Consider the following 19,676-nt stretch of genomic DNA (forward strand, 5'->3'; position numbering starts at 1 on the left):
TTGATCAACTCGCATAATGCCACTATAAAAGCCCAGGAAAAATAAATGTCAAGTCGAGTATAGGTCGGTTTTATCTGCCCTGATTGTCAGATGAATCGTTTTCAGTAAACACTGGCTTCAATTACTTAAAACAAATGAATGTTTGCGATGTTGTGCCTCTTTTATGGCCAGTGCCTCAGGGTAGTTGCTGGTATCGCAGGGAATATTAAACCGGTCTTCCAGGATCTGACACACCTGTTCTGCAATGGCGTAATGAGCCTCTGCACTCGGATGCACACTGTCGCTGTAAAATGCTGTTTTGCCCGGAGTTATCTGAGACAAATGATTGCGGACGGGGTGCCAGCTGTCATCAAATGCCGCATTGTTTAGCAGTTCCCGGGTAATAATGTTGCGCTGCTGTTCAGCCTCTTTTCGCTTTTGTGCAATAAGGGCCTGGCGATCTATTTCAACCTCTCCATCGTCATCTATACCCGGTATTGGAATATTCAGAATAGGGTGCACAAAATCCCATTGTGGATCTTTTCGCAGAATTTCAAACACTTCTTCACCATCAATCTTCATGACACGATAACCAGAGTGCTGAGGAAATGATTCCCTTAGCAGGTTGATTCTCATACTCAGGCTGGCCTTGTATACCCGCCATTTTTCATGCATTTCCTGTCGTTCGGGGGCGTTAAGAAACCTGGGCGTGGAAGTGATATCGGGCAGTGAAAACACGATAACCCGCTGAGCACCTGCTTGCAGCACATTGTAAATATCCTGTGCCTGTTCCTGGGCAATATCGTCAGGTTCCTGCCAGTTATTCAGGAAATCATTACCGCCATTAAAAAAGACCACCAGGGTGTCCGGCAGGATCAGTGGGCTGGAAGTGTCTTTACCGACCTTGCCATTGCGCTCACTCAGATAGGACTGCACAATCAGACCCTCGCAAGGGGGTATAAGGCTGCCCTGAAAGAGCGTGACAACAGCATCCATGACCCCCTCCACAGAACTCAGGAAGGCACCGGGTCTGCCCAGCTTACTTTCAGCACAGAGTACCCAGCTGCCCGCCATGGCCCGGTTATCAAGTTTCACTTTGTGCTGATTCGGGTATGACATCATTCTGACCAGCACCTCGGGCCACATCAAATCCATCTCTCTACCGGTGGTCCACTTCCCTTTTTCGTAGTGCTGGCTGTCCGGCAGGAGAGGGATTTGGTCTGCAAACTGGCTGGTGGTTGACAGTAAGGTCTCTTCAGCCACGGCAGGAATCATAGATAACAGGTCTGCCCTGATAATTTCACCCAGGGCCTCGGTCTTATTGGCCAGAAGTCTGCTGATACTTTTGATGGAGGGCATCTGACGGGCAATATAGGAATGCTGAATATTGCGGAGAAAGCGGGTGGTGCGTTGTACCGCCCCCAGCAGTGGGCTGTCCAGCTTCTGTTCCATGTATTCAAGGCCTGCCAGTATGTTCGTCAGCAGTGTTTCCAGCTGGTTCACAGCATGCTCTTCCAACCCGGTCATTAGTCGCCGGATAAAGCTTTGTTCACGTTTTTCTGCCTGAAGTTCTATCCGGTAAAGTGCAAATGTTTGTTTAATATTCCGGATGCTGCTGGCGCGGGAGAAGAACTGGCTCAGATCAATGGGTGGCTCTTCGACCATCGGGTTGAAATCACCCCTCAGGGTTTTCAGCAGATTGAAGGTAGAAAGCGCTGAATCAGGTGTATGAAAATCATCACCATGACTGTCTGAGAGGCTGTCCCCAAATACCAGTAAGGTATGGGGGCTCCATGGCTCAGGTTTGATTAATACAGGACTGCTTATATTCGGTTCATGGTGCGCACTGGTTTGCAGGGAAAACAAAACCAGGCAGCAGGTGATCAGTGTATAGCAACAGTTTTTCATGATCTGGCCCTGACTGAACTACTTACCCATGTTCCTCAATTTTAACCCAATTATCATGATTTACAGGCTGAATCTGATGGCAGTTTTTTATATGAGTAAATAAGTTAGAAGATTGAGAAAAAGATTTAACGCATATCAGGCAAAGATATGGTTTAACCCCTGAGTGGACATTGGCATGTCTTTTTAAACCAGCTTTTTGAGTAAACCTTTTTTTACATATGTGGCATTTGTAGTTTTTTGTAATCAGATGAATCGATCTCTCGTGCAGGCAACGTGCAGCATCAAATCTGAATGTTTCACCACACCCTTTACGGCTACATGTAAATTTTTTGCCCTTTGAGTCTTTTGCCGCTGGATTGCGGCTGGATAACCTTTCCAGCCCGTTAGTTAAATTGTTTGGCTGGGGGGAAGCTAAAGAAACAGGAATTTGTTGATAAACGACAGGGCGAGATTGATCATTGGCCTGAGTATGGGCGACAGGAGCCAAGCCAAGGAGGCCACAAAAACAGACCTGTCGTAAGTTATTGTTAATGCTCAACATAGGATGACTAAATTATTCAATAATACAATAATACCTTGGATCACTTCTCTTTATAAAAGTTCCTTCGCGACAGGCTAAGCCCAAGAGTTTGAGGCTCCATGAGCTGAAATCATTCGTTGAAAGCAGGTTCCACTCCTGCCCGGTAAAGACTCATCCCATGCCGTAATTATTTCGTAGTCAGTGGTTACGGTCTTCTACCTTTTTCAGGACATAGAGGTAGATTCAAGCTCATTATTTTTTGCTTTATTCGATTTCCTTACAAAGGCGGCAGCTTGCTTGGCAGCGATTCTTGCTTGTTCTTTATCACCGGTATTCCTGAGAACTTTGTAGTAAACCTTAATATAAGCCTTCCGTGGCTCGCTCTTTTCGTAAGCTCTCTTGGTAGCCTTCCCTTTCTCGGACTGCCGGTAAGTCTTCTTGACAGCCATCCCTTTGTCGGACTGCTGGTATTTCTTCTTGACAGCCTTCCCTCTCTCGGACTGCTGGTAAGCCTTCTTGACAGCCTTCCCTTTCTCAGATTGTCTGTAAGTTCTCTGGTAATCCTTACCTTTTTTGGACAGTGCGTGAGCTTTCCTGGCAGCCTTCCCTTTCTCGGAATCAAGATAAGCCTTCCGGTACGCCTTTCCTTTTTCGGACTGCTCGTAAGCCTTCCGGTACGCCTTTCCTTTTTCGGACTGCTCGTAAGCCTTCCTGGTAGTCTTCCCTCTCTCGGACTGCTCGTAAGCCTTCCGGCGATCCTTCTCTTTCTCGGACTGTGTCCGGGCTTTGGCAACCTTGATTGTCCCTGATTGCTCGTGAGGTACAGCGAGCGTGAGGGGCCGAGGTTCATCAGAACCGGACGATTCATGTGCTTTAAACTGACTGGTTTCAATTGTAACTTGCTCTTGAGGGTCTTTATGTAATGGATCAACTTTAGCAACTGGACGTGATGATGGCTGAGAAAAAACAGCTAATGAATTTTCCGGAAGTAACTTAAGGGTTATTTGCTCAAAGTTTGTTGTGGATGGTAAATGAGAAATTGAAAAATCACTCAGTGAATGTGGAGCCGGTAGTGTGTCCAGATCTATTACATCCTGATTTAAATACCCATCATAGAATGAATCAGGTGTATGTATAGAGTGGCCAGCCATAGTTGTCTGTGTATCGAAAGGATTATTTGGTATTGAGTGTGCATCCAGAAACTCCTGTAACCATGAGTAGTCAGAAGTGACAATTGAGTCTAAATCGGTTGTGTTCATTGAATTATTGAGTTATTGATATATTGAATTAAAGCTTAAGACCTATCATTCTTTATAAAAGTTCCCTTCTGATACAAACCGTTTACTGTTTATGCCGAAAGTGCATAGATAATTGATATGGATATCAGAAATAACGAAGTAGAACGCTTTGGAAGGGGGGGGGAATAAAGGTTGTTTTAATCTAATTATTTTTTTATTCGATTTTTTATAAAGTCGGCAGCTTGATTAACGGCGATTCTTGCTTTTTCTTTATTGCCGGTCTTTCTGAGAGCTTTGTAGTAAGCATTAACATAAGCCTTCCGTTTCTCCGACTATACATAAGCTTTAAAGTCTGTGAATAAAAAATCCTCATCAAAAAAACACTGGAAAAATCACAAGATAAATTTCCATTAATGTATCATGGCTAGCTACTTAAACGCTTCGGGAATAACCATAAATGAATTTGAGCTTGCGTTAAATTTTTTCATGGGATTATCTAATTATTGAAATATTAAATTATAGTTTATGACTAATAATTTTTATAAAAGTGTTGTTGTTGTTTTCCTTTATTAGGAAACAAAAGGATCCTGTGCAGATTATTTGCTTAAATGCTGTTTGGATTGTTTTGACTCTCATCTTATGAAAAAAATACTGATAATCAGGTAATAAAGTACTATGGGCATTACAGGCACAGCTTCAGGTAATGAAGTTCAGTATCAACAGGCTATTGATCCTACTGCTGGCACGCTGAAGCCATCACGTTCACAGGACGCCATTGAATCTAGAGGTTTTACCGGAACCAGGGCGGTGGTAAAGGAGGATTCAGACGCCGTTGTTAACTGCAGAACGGAGCCGATCGAGGAACCCGGAGTCCGGAGTGACAGTAAAACCATATCGCAAAGAGAAGTGACCCAACCCGGTTGTAAAGCAATCTTGCTGGGGAAAAAAACGGATGAAACCATTGAAGCTATATGTGGAGGAACCTGTCTGGCACTTGTTGGGCTGGCACTTCTGCTCGCTGCCGGGAGTGGTATTTTTAGCTTGAATGAGAGTTCTTCATCAATGGTTGCAACTGGCAACCATTATAATTCAACACCTCCCTCAAATCTGACTTTTAATAAAAACACTAAGGCATTATTACAAGATGCTATCTCTACTTCCTCAGCACAGAATAATGAGGACTCTTCCGGTATTGGCGGATTATACGTCGCTGGATTATTTTTTATCACTGTGGGGGTTGCTGGTATTTTATTGACACGCTTTTGTTCCGGTAGTGATACCAAAAAAACGGATAAAAGTCAGAGCAGTAAAATTCTGGATTTAGAACCTGGTCCTAAAGATCAAATAAATAACAGCAAGTCCGATGAAATCTCCATGGAAGATATTTCAACCCTTCGGCAAAGGGAATCAGTCAACCGCGATACCAGGCCTGACCTGCTGCTAAAAGCGGATTATCAGCAAGCCGGGTCATGGGATGTGGAAAGCGTTAATCAGGGTGCCGGTTCTTCAGTTAATGTGGAATATCCACTTCCCTATGACAGTGATGAGGAAGAATTTCATCCATTTTTACCCTGTTTAGTCAATGTTGAAGCTGAGGTTACGCCTGTGCTGCCTGCTGCTTTTCCATCAGAAAGCTTCGATATGGTGAATATGTCTTCCAGACATAGTGGTTCACCTGCCCTGCTGATAGCAGGTGAACCGCTTGATGAGACGGCATTCTCCCCCTGTGCAGGGAATGATGCTGACAGACTGTATCAATTTATTGAAGATAATGCCTTTGAGTCCCTTGAACCTGAGGTAAGCAGGGCATTTAAGAGGCACGTGTCAAAAATGAGTTATCTGGATTTCAGGGCATTTGCCAACAATGTTGGAGCCGGAGATGAAGGTAGAATCAGGCAATCAATCAATAATATGGTTACTGGTAAAATCCCTGATGATACTCCTGAAAAGAGAGAACGGCAGGTTCAGACGCTGGCGGAGGTTATCAGTACATTTCCAGTCAACTCTTCGGGCACTGAGGTTTCCGGGGAAACCATCGTGTAATGCATTGCCGCTGTCACTGGTAATAACGTCCACCGAGCAAACGCAAACCCGATGCTCCGGTAACTGCAGGCAGGTTGCCAGGTAGCTGTAACATATTCTGTCTTGCTAACCAGGCAAAGGCGGTAGCTTCTACCCACTGAGGATTAACACCAAGCTCCGAGGTTGATCCCAGCTTTGTGCCGGGCATTTCTTCTTTCAGCATTGCCATCAGGGTGTTGTTATTGGCACCACCGCCACAGGTAAACACTTCATCGGTATCGGGGGCATGCTGCTTTATGGCATCGGCAATGCAACGAGCCGTTAAGCGACAGAGGGTTGCCTGTATGGTGGACGGGGACAGCCCACGAAAGCCTTCGAGCATTGCGTTGAGCCAGGCAGGGTTGAACAGTTCCCGGCCGGTACTTTTGGGGGCGGGTAACCGGAAAAAGGGGTCGCTTAACATGGTTTCCAGCAGGATCGGGTCATGGGGCTCCCTGGCAGCATGAAAGCCATCCTTATCATAAGGTTGCCCCCATTGCTGTTGGCACCAATAGTCCATTAAAAGGTTCCCGGGACCGGTATCAAAGCCGGTTACCGGTTTTTGCTCACCGTTTTCAGCAGGCAAGATCGATATATTGCTGATACCGCCAATGTTGACGATTACCCGGTGGCAGGTTTCGCCGGTAAAAACCGCACGGTGAAAGGCCGGTACCAGCGGGGCTCCCTGACCACCGGCGGCCATATCCCGGCGTCTGAAGTCGGCAATAACGGTAATGCCGGTCTGCTCTGCCAGGATATTAGGGTCACCGATCTGCAGGGTGTAGCCTGACTCGGGTATGTGCCTGATGGTCTGGCCATGACTGCCAATGGCCTTGATTTGATCAGCGGTCAGTCCTGCTTTGTTCAGCAGCGCATTGACCGTTTCTGCAGCGACATAAGCAATGGCCGGGTCCACTTCCGCCAGCAAACGGATTTCATCATGACCTGGCTGGCAGAGTTGCTGAATTTTTTGCTTCAGCTCAGCGGGCCACTCAGTACTGTGGTGGGCCAGGAGAGTTGGACTCTTTCCAGCAAAGTGAACAGCGGCAGCATCCATGGCGTCGAGGCTGGTACCTGACATAAGCCCTATATAGATATCTGACATGGTTCGCCTCTGGAAGGAAGGTTTATCGGGACATTATTGTTAACGACAAAGACAGTGAGGCGCAAAGTAAACAACCAGATAGCTTTGCGCCTTACGTGCCCACATTACGGTTTTTTCAATCACTTGCAGGTTACTGCGTGGCCAGCAGTGTTTCCCTGTGTTTCTCAAGCCTGGCAATCATCAGTTCGGATTTTTTCCGGAAGTTAGCCATCTCGTTTTTGGCGATAGGGGCTGCATCCGGGAGCTTAACCGTCATCGGGTTTCTGTGCACGCCATTCACACGAAACTCATAATGCAGGTGAGGCCCAGTGGCCCAGCCCGTTTTGCCCACATAGGCTATGGTCTGGCCCTGACGAACTCTCTGGCCTTTTTTCAGACCGGCCAGTTTATTGGCATGGGCATAGACGGTCACTACATTATTCGGGTGCTGAATAAATACCACATTGCCGAAACCATTCTGCCAGCCGGAAAACTGCACACGACCATCGCCCGCGGCTTTAATCGGGGTATTCATCGGAGCGGCATAATCGACCCCCCGGTGAGGGCGTTTGGTCTTGAACACCGGGTGCAGGCGGTTGGGGTTAAATCGTGAACTGATACGGGTAAAATCCACCGGAGTGCGGAGAAACGCCTTCTTCATGCTTTTTCCGTCCGGGGTATAGTAGTTGGTATCGCCGTTACTGTCGGTATAACGGATGGCGGTATAGGTCTCTCCCTGGTTGGTGAAGCTGGCTACCAGAATATTGCCATCGCCCAGTTTTTCCCCTTCCAGATACTTCTCTTCATAGAGCAGATTAAAGTTGTCACCACTGCGGATATCCTGAACAAAATCGATATCCCAGCCAAAAATTCCGGCCAGCTCCATGGTCAGATTCTGGGACAGGCCTGCTTTCTGGCTGGCAAGGAAGAGAGAGCTTTCAATAATGCCGCTGGCATAGGTGGGATGGATTTCCGGTGACAGGGTCACCTGTTCTGCCCGGTAGCCATCGTCCTCCCTGTTAAAGAAAATGCTTTCCAGCCTGGACTTGACGTAGCGCAGCTGGGTCAGGGTTCCTTCCTGATTAATCCGGAATTCCAGGGATTCCCCCGGACGTATGCTGGCCAGTGTTTCGCCATATTTGGGGGTGTTGGCAACCTGGTAAACAACACTGGCATTTAATCCCTGGCTATTAAACAACACCGATAAATTATCACCAGATTTAATGGTGACACTGTGCCATTTTCCCAGTTTTTGCTCCAGGTCGTAGGCGGCTTTTGCCAGAGCTTTGGCTTCTGCTTCCTGTTCTACTTCTTTGATAGCTGTTTCTGATTGATCAGCGTTCTGATTGCTGACAAATTGGGAAGACTCGGGAATTGTGGGGCTGCTGGTCAGCTCAGTGTTGGCTTCCTGAGGCTGGAATGCATCAATGGACATCGGGATTTCATTGCGCCTGGCTTCTACGTCACCAGAAGGTAGAAGAGCCATCAATCCCATGACGCTGGCAGCGATGGTGCTTGCCAGCAGCAAGTGTCGCCTGGGGAACTGTTTCAGGCGCTGGTTGATCCGTGTTGCGCCCCTCGGGATGGCTTTATTCATTAAGATTTTAACGCTGTCTTCAGTGTGGTTATCAGTAAATTATAACGATAAAAAATATCGTAAGTCATATCCGTCAGAAAAGGTACGTCAATACAAGGTCAATTATTCTGTTTTTTCATTAATGTCTTGATTATCACGAATCATTCTATTGCCTTGTGGTTTGTCTTTCCAAGAGGGAATGAAAATGCAGGGTTGTTCATCGTCAGAGTTTATGTACTGAAACGGATGTTGGAATGCGATCGCCTGTGGGTGGGTTAACAGATGGGTGCGGGCTTGTTTGTAATAAGGGTTGCTGGTCTGTTTTTGAGAAGGGTGCAGGGCTGGCGGCTGACTGCTGAGTGGTTTGAGCATTGGCAGTCAGTGGCTCATGTAGTGAAGCTGTGCGGTGCTGGTTTTCGGGTTCAGGTTGCTGTTGGGAGTCCTGGCTATTGTGGCTGGTTTCTACAGCAGGCATTGATGGGTGGCTCTGGCTTGAGTTTACGGCGGTTGGCGGTAGTTCCACTGGGGGATGTGTGGACTGGCTGGCCGGGTTATCCAGAGGTCGGTTATCCGCTGCCGGATCAAGGGCTGGCGATTGTCTTTCCAGATGATCAGAAGGCAGAGTTGCAGCTGACTGGAAGAGTGATTGAGGCGAGGGGGGCGCTGGTGTATTGAGATTGATATAAGGTTCTGCCTTAAACAGCCAGTGCGGCGAATGCAGAAGAATTGTACCCACTATACCCAGCACAGATATGGAAAGGGTTATGGATATGACCATGCCGGCAAGGTACATCCAGGTGTATTCAGAATCCGGTGAAGTACCGGACTCCACAAAGTGCTTCCACTTATTGGCACCTTGCCTGACGTACTCTTCCACCGGGGGATTCTGGAGATAAGCCGCTTGCTGTGCTTTATCTCCAGGCTGTTTATCACCAGTGGGTTGTTGTTCAATTCTGCTATTTTCTGCCACTGGTACCTTTTGAACCGTTCTATCCCCCAGGTTCTCATGGGCATATTGCAGCAGCCCGGTAAAACCACCAAAACAAACACTGGACAGGACGGCCACTTTTCTGCAGGCAAAATTCAGACACTCGGCAGCTGTTGACAGGGATCGCATGACCACCCAGGCAGCATCACCTGCGGAAAAATTTGAACCCGTCTGCCCAGATTTGTACGAAGGTTCTTTTTCCCGGGAGGTTGCGGATGTTGCCGGTAGAGCAGCAGAGTAGGTTGAAGCTGTTGGTGTCGACAGTGGTTGTGGCAAATCCAAAGACTTTTCCTCCCGCTATGTTGGTGCCGGTATTGTGGAGATTTAGCAGAAATATTAAACCGTGCCCGATTGGACAGATTCGTCATGGTGCATGAATCAGCTATCAGAAATTCGCAAGCACTCCGAATTGATTCGACAGTTAGGATTTAACGTAAGTTCCAGTCTCATCAAGTAAAGGCCTGGTAAGAAAAATAGACTGAAATTTACCTTATTTAGAGGTTAGGCATTTGTTCCGGCACGGTTTTGTTGTATTTTGGGCGGCTTGATTTTTTATTGATTGTTTCCTGTCCACCGGAGCAGGGAGTTGTTTCTTGATTTGATGTCAGAGCCCCTGGCATCCACCGCAGTATTCCGGTTGAATCATCGAATCGTCGCAGGAAAAGGCAAATGTCCGATAGTCAAAACCCGTTGCTGAAAGATCTTCAGGCCCGCCAGCTCATCGCGCAGACCACTGCTGTTGAGGAACTGGACACTCATCTGAGCGAACAGCCCCGGGTGCTCTATTGTGGTTTCGATCCTACGGCTGACAGTCTCCATCTTGGCCATCTGGTGCCATTGCTGGTGCTCAAGCGTTTCCAGCAGGCGGGTCATAAACCCATTGCCCTGGTGGGTGGGGCCACCGGCCTGATTGGTGACCCAAGCTTCAAGGCGGCGGAACGTCAACTGAATACCCCGGATGTGGTGGCGGGCTGGGTTGAGAAAATCAAGGGACAGGTAAGTCAGTTTATCGACTTCGATTGCGGAGAAAACTCCGCCGTTGTGGCCAATAATCTGGATTGGACCGGCGACCTCAATGTTCTCGACTTCCTGAGAGATATCGGCAAACACTTTGCGGTGAATGCCATGATCAACAAGGAGTCGGTACAGCAACGCCTGAACCGGGAAGGCTCCGGTATCTCCTTTACCGAGTTTTCCTATGCCCTGCTGCAGGGCATGGACTTTGCCGAGCTGAACCGCCGTTATGACTGTACCCTGCAGATCGGTGGCAGTGACCAGTGGGGTAATATTGTTGGCGGTATTGACCTTGCCCGACGTCAGAATAAGGCCCGTGCCTTCGGGTTAACGGTACCATTGATTACCAAGTCCGATGGCACCAAGTTTGGTAAAACAGAAGGCGGTGCGGTCTGGCTGGACTCCCGAAAGACCTCCCAATATGCCTTTTACCAGTTCTGGATGAACACCGCTGATGCCGATGTGTATCGTTTCCTGAAGTTCTTTACCTTCCTGAGCATGGAAGATATTGAGGCCATTGAGCAAGCGGATGCTGAGCGTCAGGGCAGGCCGGAAGCCCAGAGAATTCTTGCCCGTGAAGCTACCCGCCTGGTGCATGGTGAGGAAGGTCTCAAGGCGGCGGAGCGCATCACTGAAGCACTGTTTTCCGGGGACATTACCCAGCTGTCAGAAACCGATATGGAGCAGCTGAAGCAGGATGGCCTGCCCAGTGCTACTATCGAGCGGAGCGGGCTGGAAGGCCAGGCTATGACGCAGCTGTTTGCAGAAGTCGGCATGGTGAAGTCAGGCAAGCAGGTTAAAGATGCGCTGGCTAATAACGCGGTGTTCTTTAATGGTGTCGCCCGTGGCTCGGCAGATAATATGAACCTGGCAGAATGCTTTGCAGCCCGGGGTGCCATGTATGATCGGTTCTTCCTAGTGAAATTGGGTAAGAAAAATCACTTTCTGTTTGAAGTGGTTTGATCGAATCGCCGCTCTTTATTAAGAGCGTTTTATTAAAAGCGTGCTCTTAAAAGCTGATGGTCATCGGGCAGTCCTGTCCCGGTGACTGATTTATAAAGCTGGCCATTCAAGTTAACAGGGCCAGCTTCAGTGCCTCCTCTCTTTGAACTTAACACACTGATAACGAAAGCACTCCATATCATCCGGCCACAACCCCGGAGTCATACCGGCTTTGCTTTTCAAATGGGCCAGAAACTGCCGGGGGTTAGGCAGCTGTTTCCACACCTGTGGTAAGAAGGTTGCGCTGTATTGGGGATTGCGAATCAATAATCCGTCGATGCCGGGGTTCAGCTGCTGTAAAAGGTCTTTCTCATCAGCAACGTCCATGCGTTCCTGAGGGGTCAGTACGGAAACTTCAATTTTGATATCGGTCAGCTCACTTTCCGTCACCGGGGGAAACCGTGGGTCCCGGAATGCGCTGGCAAAGGCATTGTGGATCACATCATCCAACAGTGTCCGGTAAGCCTGGGTTGAACCAATACAGCCCCGCAGTTCCTCGCGCTTGTGCAGTGTTACAAAGCTGGCTGCCTGTTGCAGAAAGAAATCTGCCAGGTCTTCTTCAGGTAATGGTTCTGGTGGCAGGCTCCGGGTACAGCCTTCACTGATGGTCTTGCGGGCAAGGCGCAATAATTCTCTTTTCTGACTTTCTGTAGGGGCAATTTGCACAGTAAAAAATTCCCGTTTCCTTCGTTGGAGGCATTGATAGCCTCCTTCTGATTTTTATCGCCACTCAACGGGACCACTGAATAACGGCTTCATGTTATCTGACAGCAGTTGAGCGTCTGATTTGTGGATGTGTGCAGGGTGGATTCTGTAGGATAATCGCGCTATTGAATAACAAAGGCTCCATAGCCCACTACCCTGCTTTTATCGCCAGCAGTATCTCCGGAGTTGCGCACATCAAGCGTAATAACATCCATCCCCCGGTGCTGGGCAACCTTCAACATGCCATTAAGAGGATAGCAGCCACAGGCTTGTCCACCGGTCAAATTACAACTGAGCTGTTCAATGGCTTTAACCGTCTGGTTATCCCGGTAACAGGCCTCTTCATAGGTGTGGTAATGACTGAGGTCGGAGCTGATAATCATCAGGGTCTCCTCTTCTCCCCAGAGGTGTTCAATCACCTCAGCAACCGCTATAGGGCTGGTGTCGCCAACAACGATTGGAATCAGTTTGAAGTCATCCAGACATTCCTGCAGAAACGGGCACTGGACCTCAAGACTGTGCTCGTGGGTATGGGCTTCATCGACGGTCTCTACCTGGCTGAACTGTTTCAGTTCCTCCATGGCGTCAATATCCAGCGGAATATGACCAAGCGGTGTGGCAAAGGCTTCACAGTCCGGCAGGGCCATGCCCAGCAGCGGAACTCTGTGACTGGGGCCGAGCAGGGCAACCCGGCGAATATTCTGGCGCATTGAGTTCAGCAGGCGGTAGGCACTGGCCGCAACCGGGCCGGAATAGATAAAGCCGGCATGGGGAACAACCAGAACTTTCGGTGAGAAATCCCTGGGGTGGGCATCGCTGAGCATCTCTTTGACCGAGTTGGCCAGGGCTTTGGGTGAGTCAGGGTAAAAGGTTCCGGCTACAGCGGGTTGGCGAATAATCATTATGGGTTCTCCCCCGGGAGTGGCTGAGCCTACCGGCACATTTCAAGCGAAATAAACCACTCTCTTTATTTGCATCGCTCAAATAATGTCGGCAGAGCCTATAATTATAGCCTTGGTTACTATCATCAGGATGACAATCAGGCAGTGAACCTGGTCTGGAGATGGAACATGCTCAGGGAAAAAACACCGTCCGGAAATGTGTCAACCAACTATTGGCATGCGCTTGAGGATGGACGAATCCAATGTGACCTTTGCCCGAGGGCCTGCAAACTTCGGGATGGGCAGCAAGGGCTCTGTTTTGTCCGTGCCTGTGAAAGTGGTCAGATTGTGCTTACCAGCTATGGTCGCTCCTCCGGCTTTTGTATTGACCCTATTGAGAAAAAACCACTGAACCACTTTCTTCCGGGAACCCCGGTTCTGTCATTCGGTACAGCGGGTTGTAATCTTGCCTGCAAATTCTGTCAGAACTGGGATATGAGCAAATCCCGTGAGATGGACACCCTGGCCGACCAGGCATCGCCCGAGGAACTGGCGGATACGGCTGAGCAACTGGGCTGTCGGTCGCTGGCGTTTACTTATAATGACCCGGTGATTTTCCTTGAATATGCCATTGATGTTGCCCGGGCGGCCCATGAAAGAAATTTGCAGTCGGTGGCGGTGTCTGCCGGGTATATCTGTGATGAACCCCGTGTTGAGTTTTTCCGCTATATGGACGCAGCCAATATTGACTTGAAAGCGTTCAGTGAAAATTTTTATCGAAAAATCTGTGGTGGCGCTTTGCAACCGGTGCTTGAAACACTGAAATACCTCAAACATGAAACCTCTGTCTGGTTTGAGATCACCACATTGCTGATTCCCGGGGAAAATGATTCCGAGCATGAACTGAACGACATGTGTCAATGGATTGTTGAACACCTTGGCGTGGACGTTCCGATTCACTTCACCGCATTTCATCCCGACTGGAAAATGCGGGATCACCCCCATACACCTGCCGCTACGCTGACCATGGCCCGACAAATAGCACTGAATCATGGTATTCGCTACGCCTACACCGGCAATGTCCATGATTCTGATGGTGGCAGTACCCGTTGTCATCAGTGCCATAGTCTGCTTATTGAGCGTGACTGGTATGTGCTTGGGGAGTGGGGGGTTGATGCGTCTGAAGGTAAGGGTGTGTGCCAACAGTGTGGAACGCCGGTTGCCGGTGTGTTTGAACAGCAGCCTGGTATTTGGGGCAGTCGTCGGGTGCCGGTGAAGATTGTGGCCTGAATTTCGAGGTTTGTACTGGCTTGAACATTATTCGTCATCCAAGTTCTTTAAGTACTTAACATATCCTCAATTTCTGCCGTCTTTGCTACAGGACATCCGGACGGACGCTATTCTCGGACATCCTCCTGAACGCGCCGCCTGACAAGTCCAGAATTAATTGGCATGAGGGTGATTTTGATCACTTGGTTGAGTAGTGACAGGAGCTTTGTCTGAAGAATTTCTATTTTGGAAGTGATTGGATGTTTCATTCAATTCTTTCACATCCGCGAATTTATCTAAAGTTCGAAGGGTATGCCTATTATGACATAAATAATTAATCGTCTTGCCGATCATGCAGCCAATACAACAATATGAAAGGGTTTTACCCATAAGGCATCCAGTAGCACAGCCAAGAGTTGAACCAACGGTTTGATAGTCTATATCCCTGACGGACCAGCCAGGAGTGCAACACCCTTCATGTGTTTGTGTAGACTGCGTTTGCATATTTTGTTTGCCTTCAATCTACCAGCTGATTACTAAATGATTCAACTTTCTGTGTTGGTCTGACAATAATTATTGGTATTAGTTCACTTTATGTTTCTTCTTTAAGTAGCTGGCCATATGGAATCGAATATTTCTGGCTACTTGGGCTGGTACTATGCGAGGCACAACGGAGGGAGCATAGCCGTAGCTATGTGACCGGAGTTGTAACGAAGCAGAGTGCCAGCACAAGGAGTCAGAAATATTCGATTTCATATGGTTAGCTACTTAAGGCCAGTATTGATTCATACCCATAACAGGTTCACCATCGGAGCTTTCTTCCCAAGGTTAATAAACATCAGGGAATACCCACACGGTCGCCCGGTTTGATATGACTGATCTGGTCACCGACTTCCGTGACTGTACCCACACCTTCATGGCCGGGAACCAGTGGCAGTTTTGGTTTAACCGGCCAGTCGCCATGGCAGGCATGAAAATCGCCATAGTCTGTTTATTGAGCGTGACTGGTATGTGCTGGGGGAATGGGGAGTTGATGCGTCTGACGGTAAGGGGGTCTGCCAGCAGTGTGGGACACCGGTTGCCGGTGTGTTTGAACAGCAGCCTGGCGTTTGGGGCAGTCGTCGGGTGCCGGTGAAGATTGTGGCCTGAATTCAAGTGCGTTGCCAAGTTACGCTTGTACAATTGGTCTATCTTGGCTGATGCGTTTCTGGACAAGAATTTTCTGGCAAATTTAAATGTGCAATCAAAACGGAGCTATCAAGAGTATCCAGCCGACAGGCTACTGGATTAAGTATGCGTTATGTTGCTATTTGAACAATTCAGAATGCGACCCGGTTCTTTCAAAAATTATCTTTTGTCCATCTACCCGATACATCAATAGCCAGTCAGGTTCGATATGGCATTCTCTGTACTTGTGCAGGCTTCCTGTCAAGGCATGATCACGATGCCTTGCAGGCAAAGGTGTCTGAGTGACCAGCAACCTCAGTATCTTAACCAGCTTGTCCATATCCTTGTTTTGCTTCTTTACTCTCTTGTAGTCTTTGTTGAATTTCGACGTGTATACTGGCTTGAACATTATTCGTCATCCAAGTCCTTTAACATATCCTCAAGTGTGTTGAACTCCTTTAAGCCTGTGCCTGCATTGGACTCAGCAAGCGCCTGTATAGTCTCATCATTGGGTATGCGAACATCAAATGGCATCCCCTGGCACAACCCTACCTGTTTGTAGAATAAAGTAATTGCTTGTGTGGTATTCAAACCTAGCTGCCTGAATACCGCTTCAGCCTGTTCCTTTACATCAGGCTCTATTCTAGCCTTGACTACCTCACTTTTACGCATTTCTATGTTCCTCTATATGCCTTGTTATTTCATACCGAGTCAGTGTAGACCATTTGGTACACATCGCAACGAAGAAAGGATAGATTGCCCCTTCCCCCGGGAGGCGGTCCTGGAATAACTGTTATCGAGCATTCGCTTTGAGTGGCCAGGATCAGTAGAATAATTTTTAAAATAACAGGACTTATTACTTATCGTGTCAGATATGGTTAACCGGATCGAAACCAGAGACATCACTTCCAGCAACAAGTGTGATCAGTGTACGGCCCTTTGTTGCTCTTACATTACCCAGGAACTGGACACTCCCCGCAGTATGCACGCGTTTGATGTGTTGCTTTGGCAGGTGGCCCATAAGGGCGTGCATATTTTCAAGGATGGCAATGGCTGGTACCTGCTCTGTCAGACCCGGTGTGAATTCCTGTTGCCGGATAATCGCTGTGGTATCTATGAACGCCGCCCCATTATCTGCCGGGAACACAGCAATGAAGCCTGTGAGTTTGATGCGCCTGTCAATGACGGCTGTGATCTGTATTTCCAGACCTACGATGAACTGGATGCTTATTGCCGAACACGGTTCAAAACCTGGGACAAACGGCTTGAGAAGTTTGAGGCAGGACGGGTAAAACGACAACGGTAGACCATTTTACCCAAGTTCCGTCCATCCACATTTCGGATACCAAGAAAAACCTTGCCACAGAGAACCGCAAAAATCTTTTCCTCCGTGTCTCTGTGTCTCCGTGGTAAAAAAGGATGCTACTGTGCCAGCTCCATAACAACACGCCCGGCAATATCACCTTTCTCCATTTCGTCAAAAATCGCGTTGATCTCTTCAAGGGTTCGTTTCTGGATAATCGCCTTTACTTTACCCTGGGCAGCAAACTCCAGGCACTCCTGTAAATCCTTGCGGGTACCTACGATGGAACCAACAACAGAAACGCCGTTGATTACCGTATCGAATATAGGAATGGGCATATCCTCCGGTGGGAGTCCGACCAGGACACAGGTTCCTCCCCTGCGCACGGAGCGATAAGCACTTTCAAAGCCCGCTTTGGAGACCGCTGTGCAGACAGTAGCGTGAACACCGTTACCCAGCAGAGACCGAATTTTCTCTTCCGGCTGCTCCCGGATAAAGTCGATAAAGTGAGTGGCTCCCAGATCCAGGGATAATGCTTTCTTATCAGCCCCGGTATCCACAGCAATCACATTAAGCCCCATGGCCACGGCATACTGAATGGCCAGGTGACCAAGCCCGCCCACACCGACAACGGACACCCAGTCACCGGGTTTGGTGCGGCTGACTTTCAGGGCCTTATAAGTGGTAACCCCGGCACAGAACAGGGGGGCAGCATCAACAAAGCTGATGCCATCGGGAATCTTGACCAGATAGTCGGCGGCGGCTAAACAAAACTCGGCATAGCCTCCGTCCACGGAGTAGCCGGCGTTGTGCTGGGCCAGGCAGAGGGTCTCCTTGCCTTCCAGGCAGTATTCGCAATAGCCACAGGCGGAGTAGAGCCAGGGAATACCCACACGGTCGCCGGTTTTGATATGACCTACCTGGTCACTGACTTCTATAACGGTACCGACGCCTTCATGGCCGGGCACCAGCGGCAGTTTCGGTTTAACCGGCCAGTCGCCATGGCAGGCGTGGAGGTCGGTGTGGCAAACGCCACAGGCATGGATTTTTACCAGGGCATCCCGGGCACCGAGTTTTGGCACCGGCAGGTCTTCGATGGTGAGCTGTTCTTTAAAGTGATGGATGACGGCGGCTTTCATGGTGTCTCCTGTTGGTTGGGGTAGTTGGTCCGGTTCGCTGTTAAGGGGAGCCGACATGGGCGTAGGAGGGTGTTGGGTTGAACTCTGAGCTCGAATGGAATCGTCACGAAATAATTTGTACATTTCTGAGTCTCAAAACTTCGTTCGTCCTGAGCCTGTCGAAGGGCGTGAACTCCGGCCTCATCCATCGTGCCAGCCATCCTTCGACTCCGCTCAGGATGAACGGAGTCCAGGTTCAAAATGTCCCAATAATTTAAGAATCATTGCTTACCTTCATCCGTTCATCCTGAGCGGAGTCGAAGGAGGCTCGGGGTGAATGGAACTGGGAAGTTATTTCAGGGCCAACCCCTTCACCCAATCTTCGTCTGGGCATCAAAGGTGGCCCATCGGAGGTGGTAACAAAGGTGCTTTTTATGCAGAGCACGGGAACGAGGGAATTGTCCAACTTACATTCAGTGGATCAAAACCAGATTTCTCCTTCTACACCGAACTGGTAGGTGCTCTTGTCTTTGCCATACTTCTCACCCCAGCCATCTTTGTCAATAATTTCGTTGCTTGAGTCTTTGCTCATGAAAGTAACGAACGGTTTGATCTGTGGTCGGCCGAAGTAATCGGAGTTCACCGTAAATACTGCTGCAATTTCAGCGGCGTAGATATTAGTTTTGTTCTCTACATTGCCAACACCGAGATTTATATCACCCCAGTAGTCTTTCTCGAAGCCGTAAGAAGCGGTGAACTCCCAGCGGAAGTTATCGTTAACCATGTAGGAAGGGCGCAGGGCAATCAGCAAACGATCAACGGTATCACCGTCAGCATTCGGGTTTGATCCCAGGCCCCAGATCTTCTCACCGTGCAGGTAGGTGACTTCAGAAGCCATCTGCCAACGATCATTGATATTCAAAACACCGTAGGAAGTAAAAAAGATACTATTACCCTTATCGCTATCAACTGTGGATGTGCCACCACTCCATTGACCAAAGTTTACACCCCGGTTGGCCGCTAAACCCCTGCCATAGGCCAGGGCTGTGGTAGTCCAGCCATCGAGCCCGTAGTAGTTACCGTTGTAAGTGATAGCAGCACCAATGCCGTCAGTGGCTTCCTTATCAGTGTACTTATCTTTATCTCCGGCCATCATGAATTTGACATCAAAGTTAAAGCTGCCACCGAGCGCTTCGTGATTGTAGCTATAAAGGTCTATAGAGTGGAGGGTCTTGCCATCCGGTTTGTCGGCCTTTTCACCAGGGTCTACAGAAACAACCGCAATACCGCTGCTGTTCTGCTCATAACCAAAGCCAACACCGGAAGACTGCTTCCAGAATTCACCGGAGAGCAGGCCAGCTGCACGGTTCAGGAAGCGACGACCCGCCCAGATGTCGGCATCTTCTGGCAGATAGCTCAAGCCCCCCAGACGGAGATAGGCTTCTTTGACTTCAAAGGGGCCTTCATTTCTGTTGTTGCTGTCTTCACTACCAGTGGAGGAGTAAAAGCTGGAGTCACCATTGCCGTATTCCGCACGAACACCGAGCTGCGACCAGACGCCGTTCTGGAACGCGGTGTTCTTGCTGATATTGAACTCTACCTGGTTCGGATTTTTGCCGGTAGTAGCCGCCAGGTTGTAGTCAGGCTTGCCATATTCATTGCTGGTAGAGGTACCGTTTTCATCCACCCGCCAGCTGGCACGAATGTAGCCATTTACCTCCCAACCATCGGTCAAAATATCGGTCGGTTCAGGAGCTTCATTGGCCATAGCGTTGCCGGATAGCAGAGCGATGGCACCAGCCAGAGGCAGAATGCGTAGATTTTTGGTCACAACCAGTTACCTTCATGTGTGTGTTGCTATGG

Annotated in this window: 16 protein-coding genes and 1 pseudogene; 4 read left to right on the forward strand and 13 right to left on the reverse strand. The window is 48.8% G+C overall.

Annotated elements, in window-relative coordinates; genetic code table 11:
• Positions 1-117: 117 nt before the first annotated feature.
• From J7438_RS01615 to J7438_RS01625, 3 genes are all read right to left on the reverse strand, one after another.
• Complete coding sequence (locus tag J7438_RS01615) at positions 118-1,887, reverse strand: SGNH/GDSL hydrolase family protein (RefSeq protein WP_209275169.1); 1,770 nt, start codon at positions 1,885-1,887, stop codon at positions 118-120.
• A gap of 22 nt (positions 1,888-1,909) precedes the next feature.
• Positions 1,910-2,374 (reverse strand): C2H2-type zinc finger protein, encoded by a 465-nt coding sequence (locus J7438_RS01620; protein ID WP_209202732.1) that lies wholly within the window; start codon positions 2,372-2,374, stop codon positions 1,910-1,912.
• A gap of 257 nt (positions 2,375-2,631) precedes the next feature.
• The gene (locus tag J7438_RS01625) at positions 2,632-3,666 is read right to left on the reverse strand and encodes a hypothetical protein (protein ID WP_209275170.1); all 1,035 of its coding nucleotides are present in this window, start codon (positions 3,664-3,666) and stop codon (positions 2,632-2,634) included.
• 654 nt (positions 3,667-4,320) lie between these two features.
• Between J7438_RS01625 and J7438_RS01630 the strand changes: the two genes are divergently transcribed.
• Positions 4,321-5,688, forward strand: coding sequence for a hypothetical protein (locus tag J7438_RS01630; RefSeq protein WP_209275171.1), 1,368 nt, complete (start codon positions 4,321-4,323; stop codon positions 5,686-5,688).
• A 13-nt stretch (positions 5,689-5,701) separates the two neighbouring features.
• Here J7438_RS01630 and J7438_RS01635 read toward each other — a convergent pair whose 3' ends face one another.
• The 3 genes from J7438_RS01635 to J7438_RS01645 all read right to left on the reverse strand — a co-directional run bounded on the left by J7438_RS01635 (position 5,702) and on the right by J7438_RS01645 (position 9,636).
• Positions 5,702-6,811 carry an anhydro-N-acetylmuramic acid kinase gene (locus tag J7438_RS01635; protein ID WP_209275172.1) on the reverse strand — a complete coding sequence of 370 codons (1,110 nt, stop codon included), beginning with the start codon at positions 6,809-6,811 and terminating at the stop codon, positions 5,702-5,704.
• Positions 6,812-6,941: 130 nt separating this feature from the next.
• Positions 6,942-8,387, reverse strand: coding sequence for an OapA family protein (locus J7438_RS01640; protein WP_209275173.1), 1,446 nt, complete (start codon positions 8,385-8,387; stop codon positions 6,942-6,944).
• Between the two features lie 202 nt (positions 8,388-8,589).
• A complete protein-coding gene (locus J7438_RS01645; protein ID WP_209275174.1) occupies positions 8,590-9,636 on the reverse strand; it encodes a hypothetical protein in 1,047 nt (348 codons plus the stop codon).
• A 387-nt stretch (positions 9,637-10,023) separates the two neighbouring features.
• On the opposite strand from J7438_RS01645, the gene tyrS reads away from it, so the two are divergent.
• Positions 10,024-11,331 (forward strand): tyrosine--tRNA ligase, encoded by a 1,308-nt coding sequence (gene tyrS / locus J7438_RS01650; protein ID WP_209202738.1) that lies wholly within the window; start codon positions 10,024-10,026, stop codon positions 11,329-11,331.
• A 126-nt stretch (positions 11,332-11,457) separates the two neighbouring features.
• On the opposite strand, the gene amrA is transcribed toward tyrS, so the two are convergent.
• Both amrA and amrB read right to left on the reverse strand, forming a co-directional pair.
• Entirely contained in the window at positions 11,458-12,036 is a 579-nt protein-coding gene (gene amrA / locus J7438_RS01655; RefSeq protein WP_209275175.1) for an AmmeMemoRadiSam system protein A, read from the reverse strand.
• Positions 12,037-12,197: 161 nt separating this feature from the next.
• On the reverse strand, positions 12,198-12,977 hold the full coding sequence (gene amrB / locus J7438_RS01660; protein ID WP_209275176.1) for an AmmeMemoRadiSam system protein B: 780 nt from the start codon (positions 12,975-12,977) through the stop codon (positions 12,198-12,200).
• A gap of 168 nt (positions 12,978-13,145) precedes the next feature.
• On the opposite strand from amrB, the gene amrS reads away from it, so the two are divergent.
• Positions 13,146-14,246, forward strand: a complete 1,101-nt coding sequence (amrS, locus tag J7438_RS01665) for an AmmeMemoRadiSam system radical SAM enzyme (RefSeq protein WP_209202741.1) — start codon at positions 13,146-13,148, stop codon at positions 14,244-14,246.
• A gap of 820 nt (positions 14,247-15,066) precedes the next feature.
• Here amrS and J7438_RS01670 read toward each other — a convergent pair.
• The 3 genes and pseudogenes from J7438_RS01670 to J7438_RS01680 form a co-directional block, all read right to left on the reverse strand.
• A pseudogene (locus tag J7438_RS01670) lies at positions 15,067-15,204 on the reverse strand (alcohol dehydrogenase catalytic domain-containing protein); the annotation flags it as partial.
• 327 nt (positions 15,205-15,531) lie between these two features.
• Positions 15,532-15,801, reverse strand: coding sequence for a type II toxin-antitoxin system RelE/ParE family toxin (locus J7438_RS01675; RefSeq protein ID WP_209202742.1), 270 nt, complete (start codon positions 15,799-15,801; stop codon positions 15,532-15,534).
• Positions 15,801-16,064 (reverse strand): type II toxin-antitoxin system RelB/DinJ family antitoxin, encoded by a 264-nt coding sequence (locus tag J7438_RS01680; protein WP_209202743.1) that lies wholly within the window; start codon positions 16,062-16,064, stop codon positions 15,801-15,803. Before J7438_RS01680 ends, J7438_RS01675 begins: the two co-directional genes overlap by 1 nt.
• A gap of 202 nt (positions 16,065-16,266) precedes the next feature.
• Here J7438_RS01680 and J7438_RS01685 point away from each other — a divergent pair, with 202 nt between their 5' ends.
• Positions 16,267-16,698 carry a YkgJ family cysteine cluster protein gene (locus J7438_RS01685; RefSeq protein ID WP_286196325.1) on the forward strand — a complete coding sequence of 144 codons (432 nt, stop codon included), beginning with the start codon at positions 16,267-16,269 and terminating at the stop codon, positions 16,696-16,698.
• A 116-nt stretch (positions 16,699-16,814) separates the two neighbouring features.
• Here the strand turns inward: J7438_RS01685 and adhP are convergent, their stop codons facing one another.
• Together adhP and J7438_RS01695 are read right to left on the reverse strand one after the other, a co-directional pair.
• Positions 16,815-17,834 (reverse strand): alcohol dehydrogenase AdhP, encoded by a 1,020-nt coding sequence (adhP, locus tag J7438_RS01690; RefSeq protein ID WP_209275178.1) that lies wholly within the window; start codon positions 17,832-17,834, stop codon positions 16,815-16,817.
• Positions 17,835-18,294: 460 nt separating this feature from the next.
• Complete coding sequence (locus tag J7438_RS01695; protein WP_209275179.1) at positions 18,295-19,644, reverse strand: carbohydrate porin; 1,350 nt, start codon at positions 19,642-19,644, stop codon at positions 18,295-18,297.
• Between the last annotated feature and the right edge of the window lie 32 nt (positions 19,645-19,676).

Origin of the sequence: Thalassotalea sp. G20_0, assembly GCF_017744175.1 — a bacterium.
Lineage (GTDB): Bacteria > Pseudomonadota > Gammaproteobacteria > Pseudomonadales > Endozoicomonadaceae > Endozoicomonas.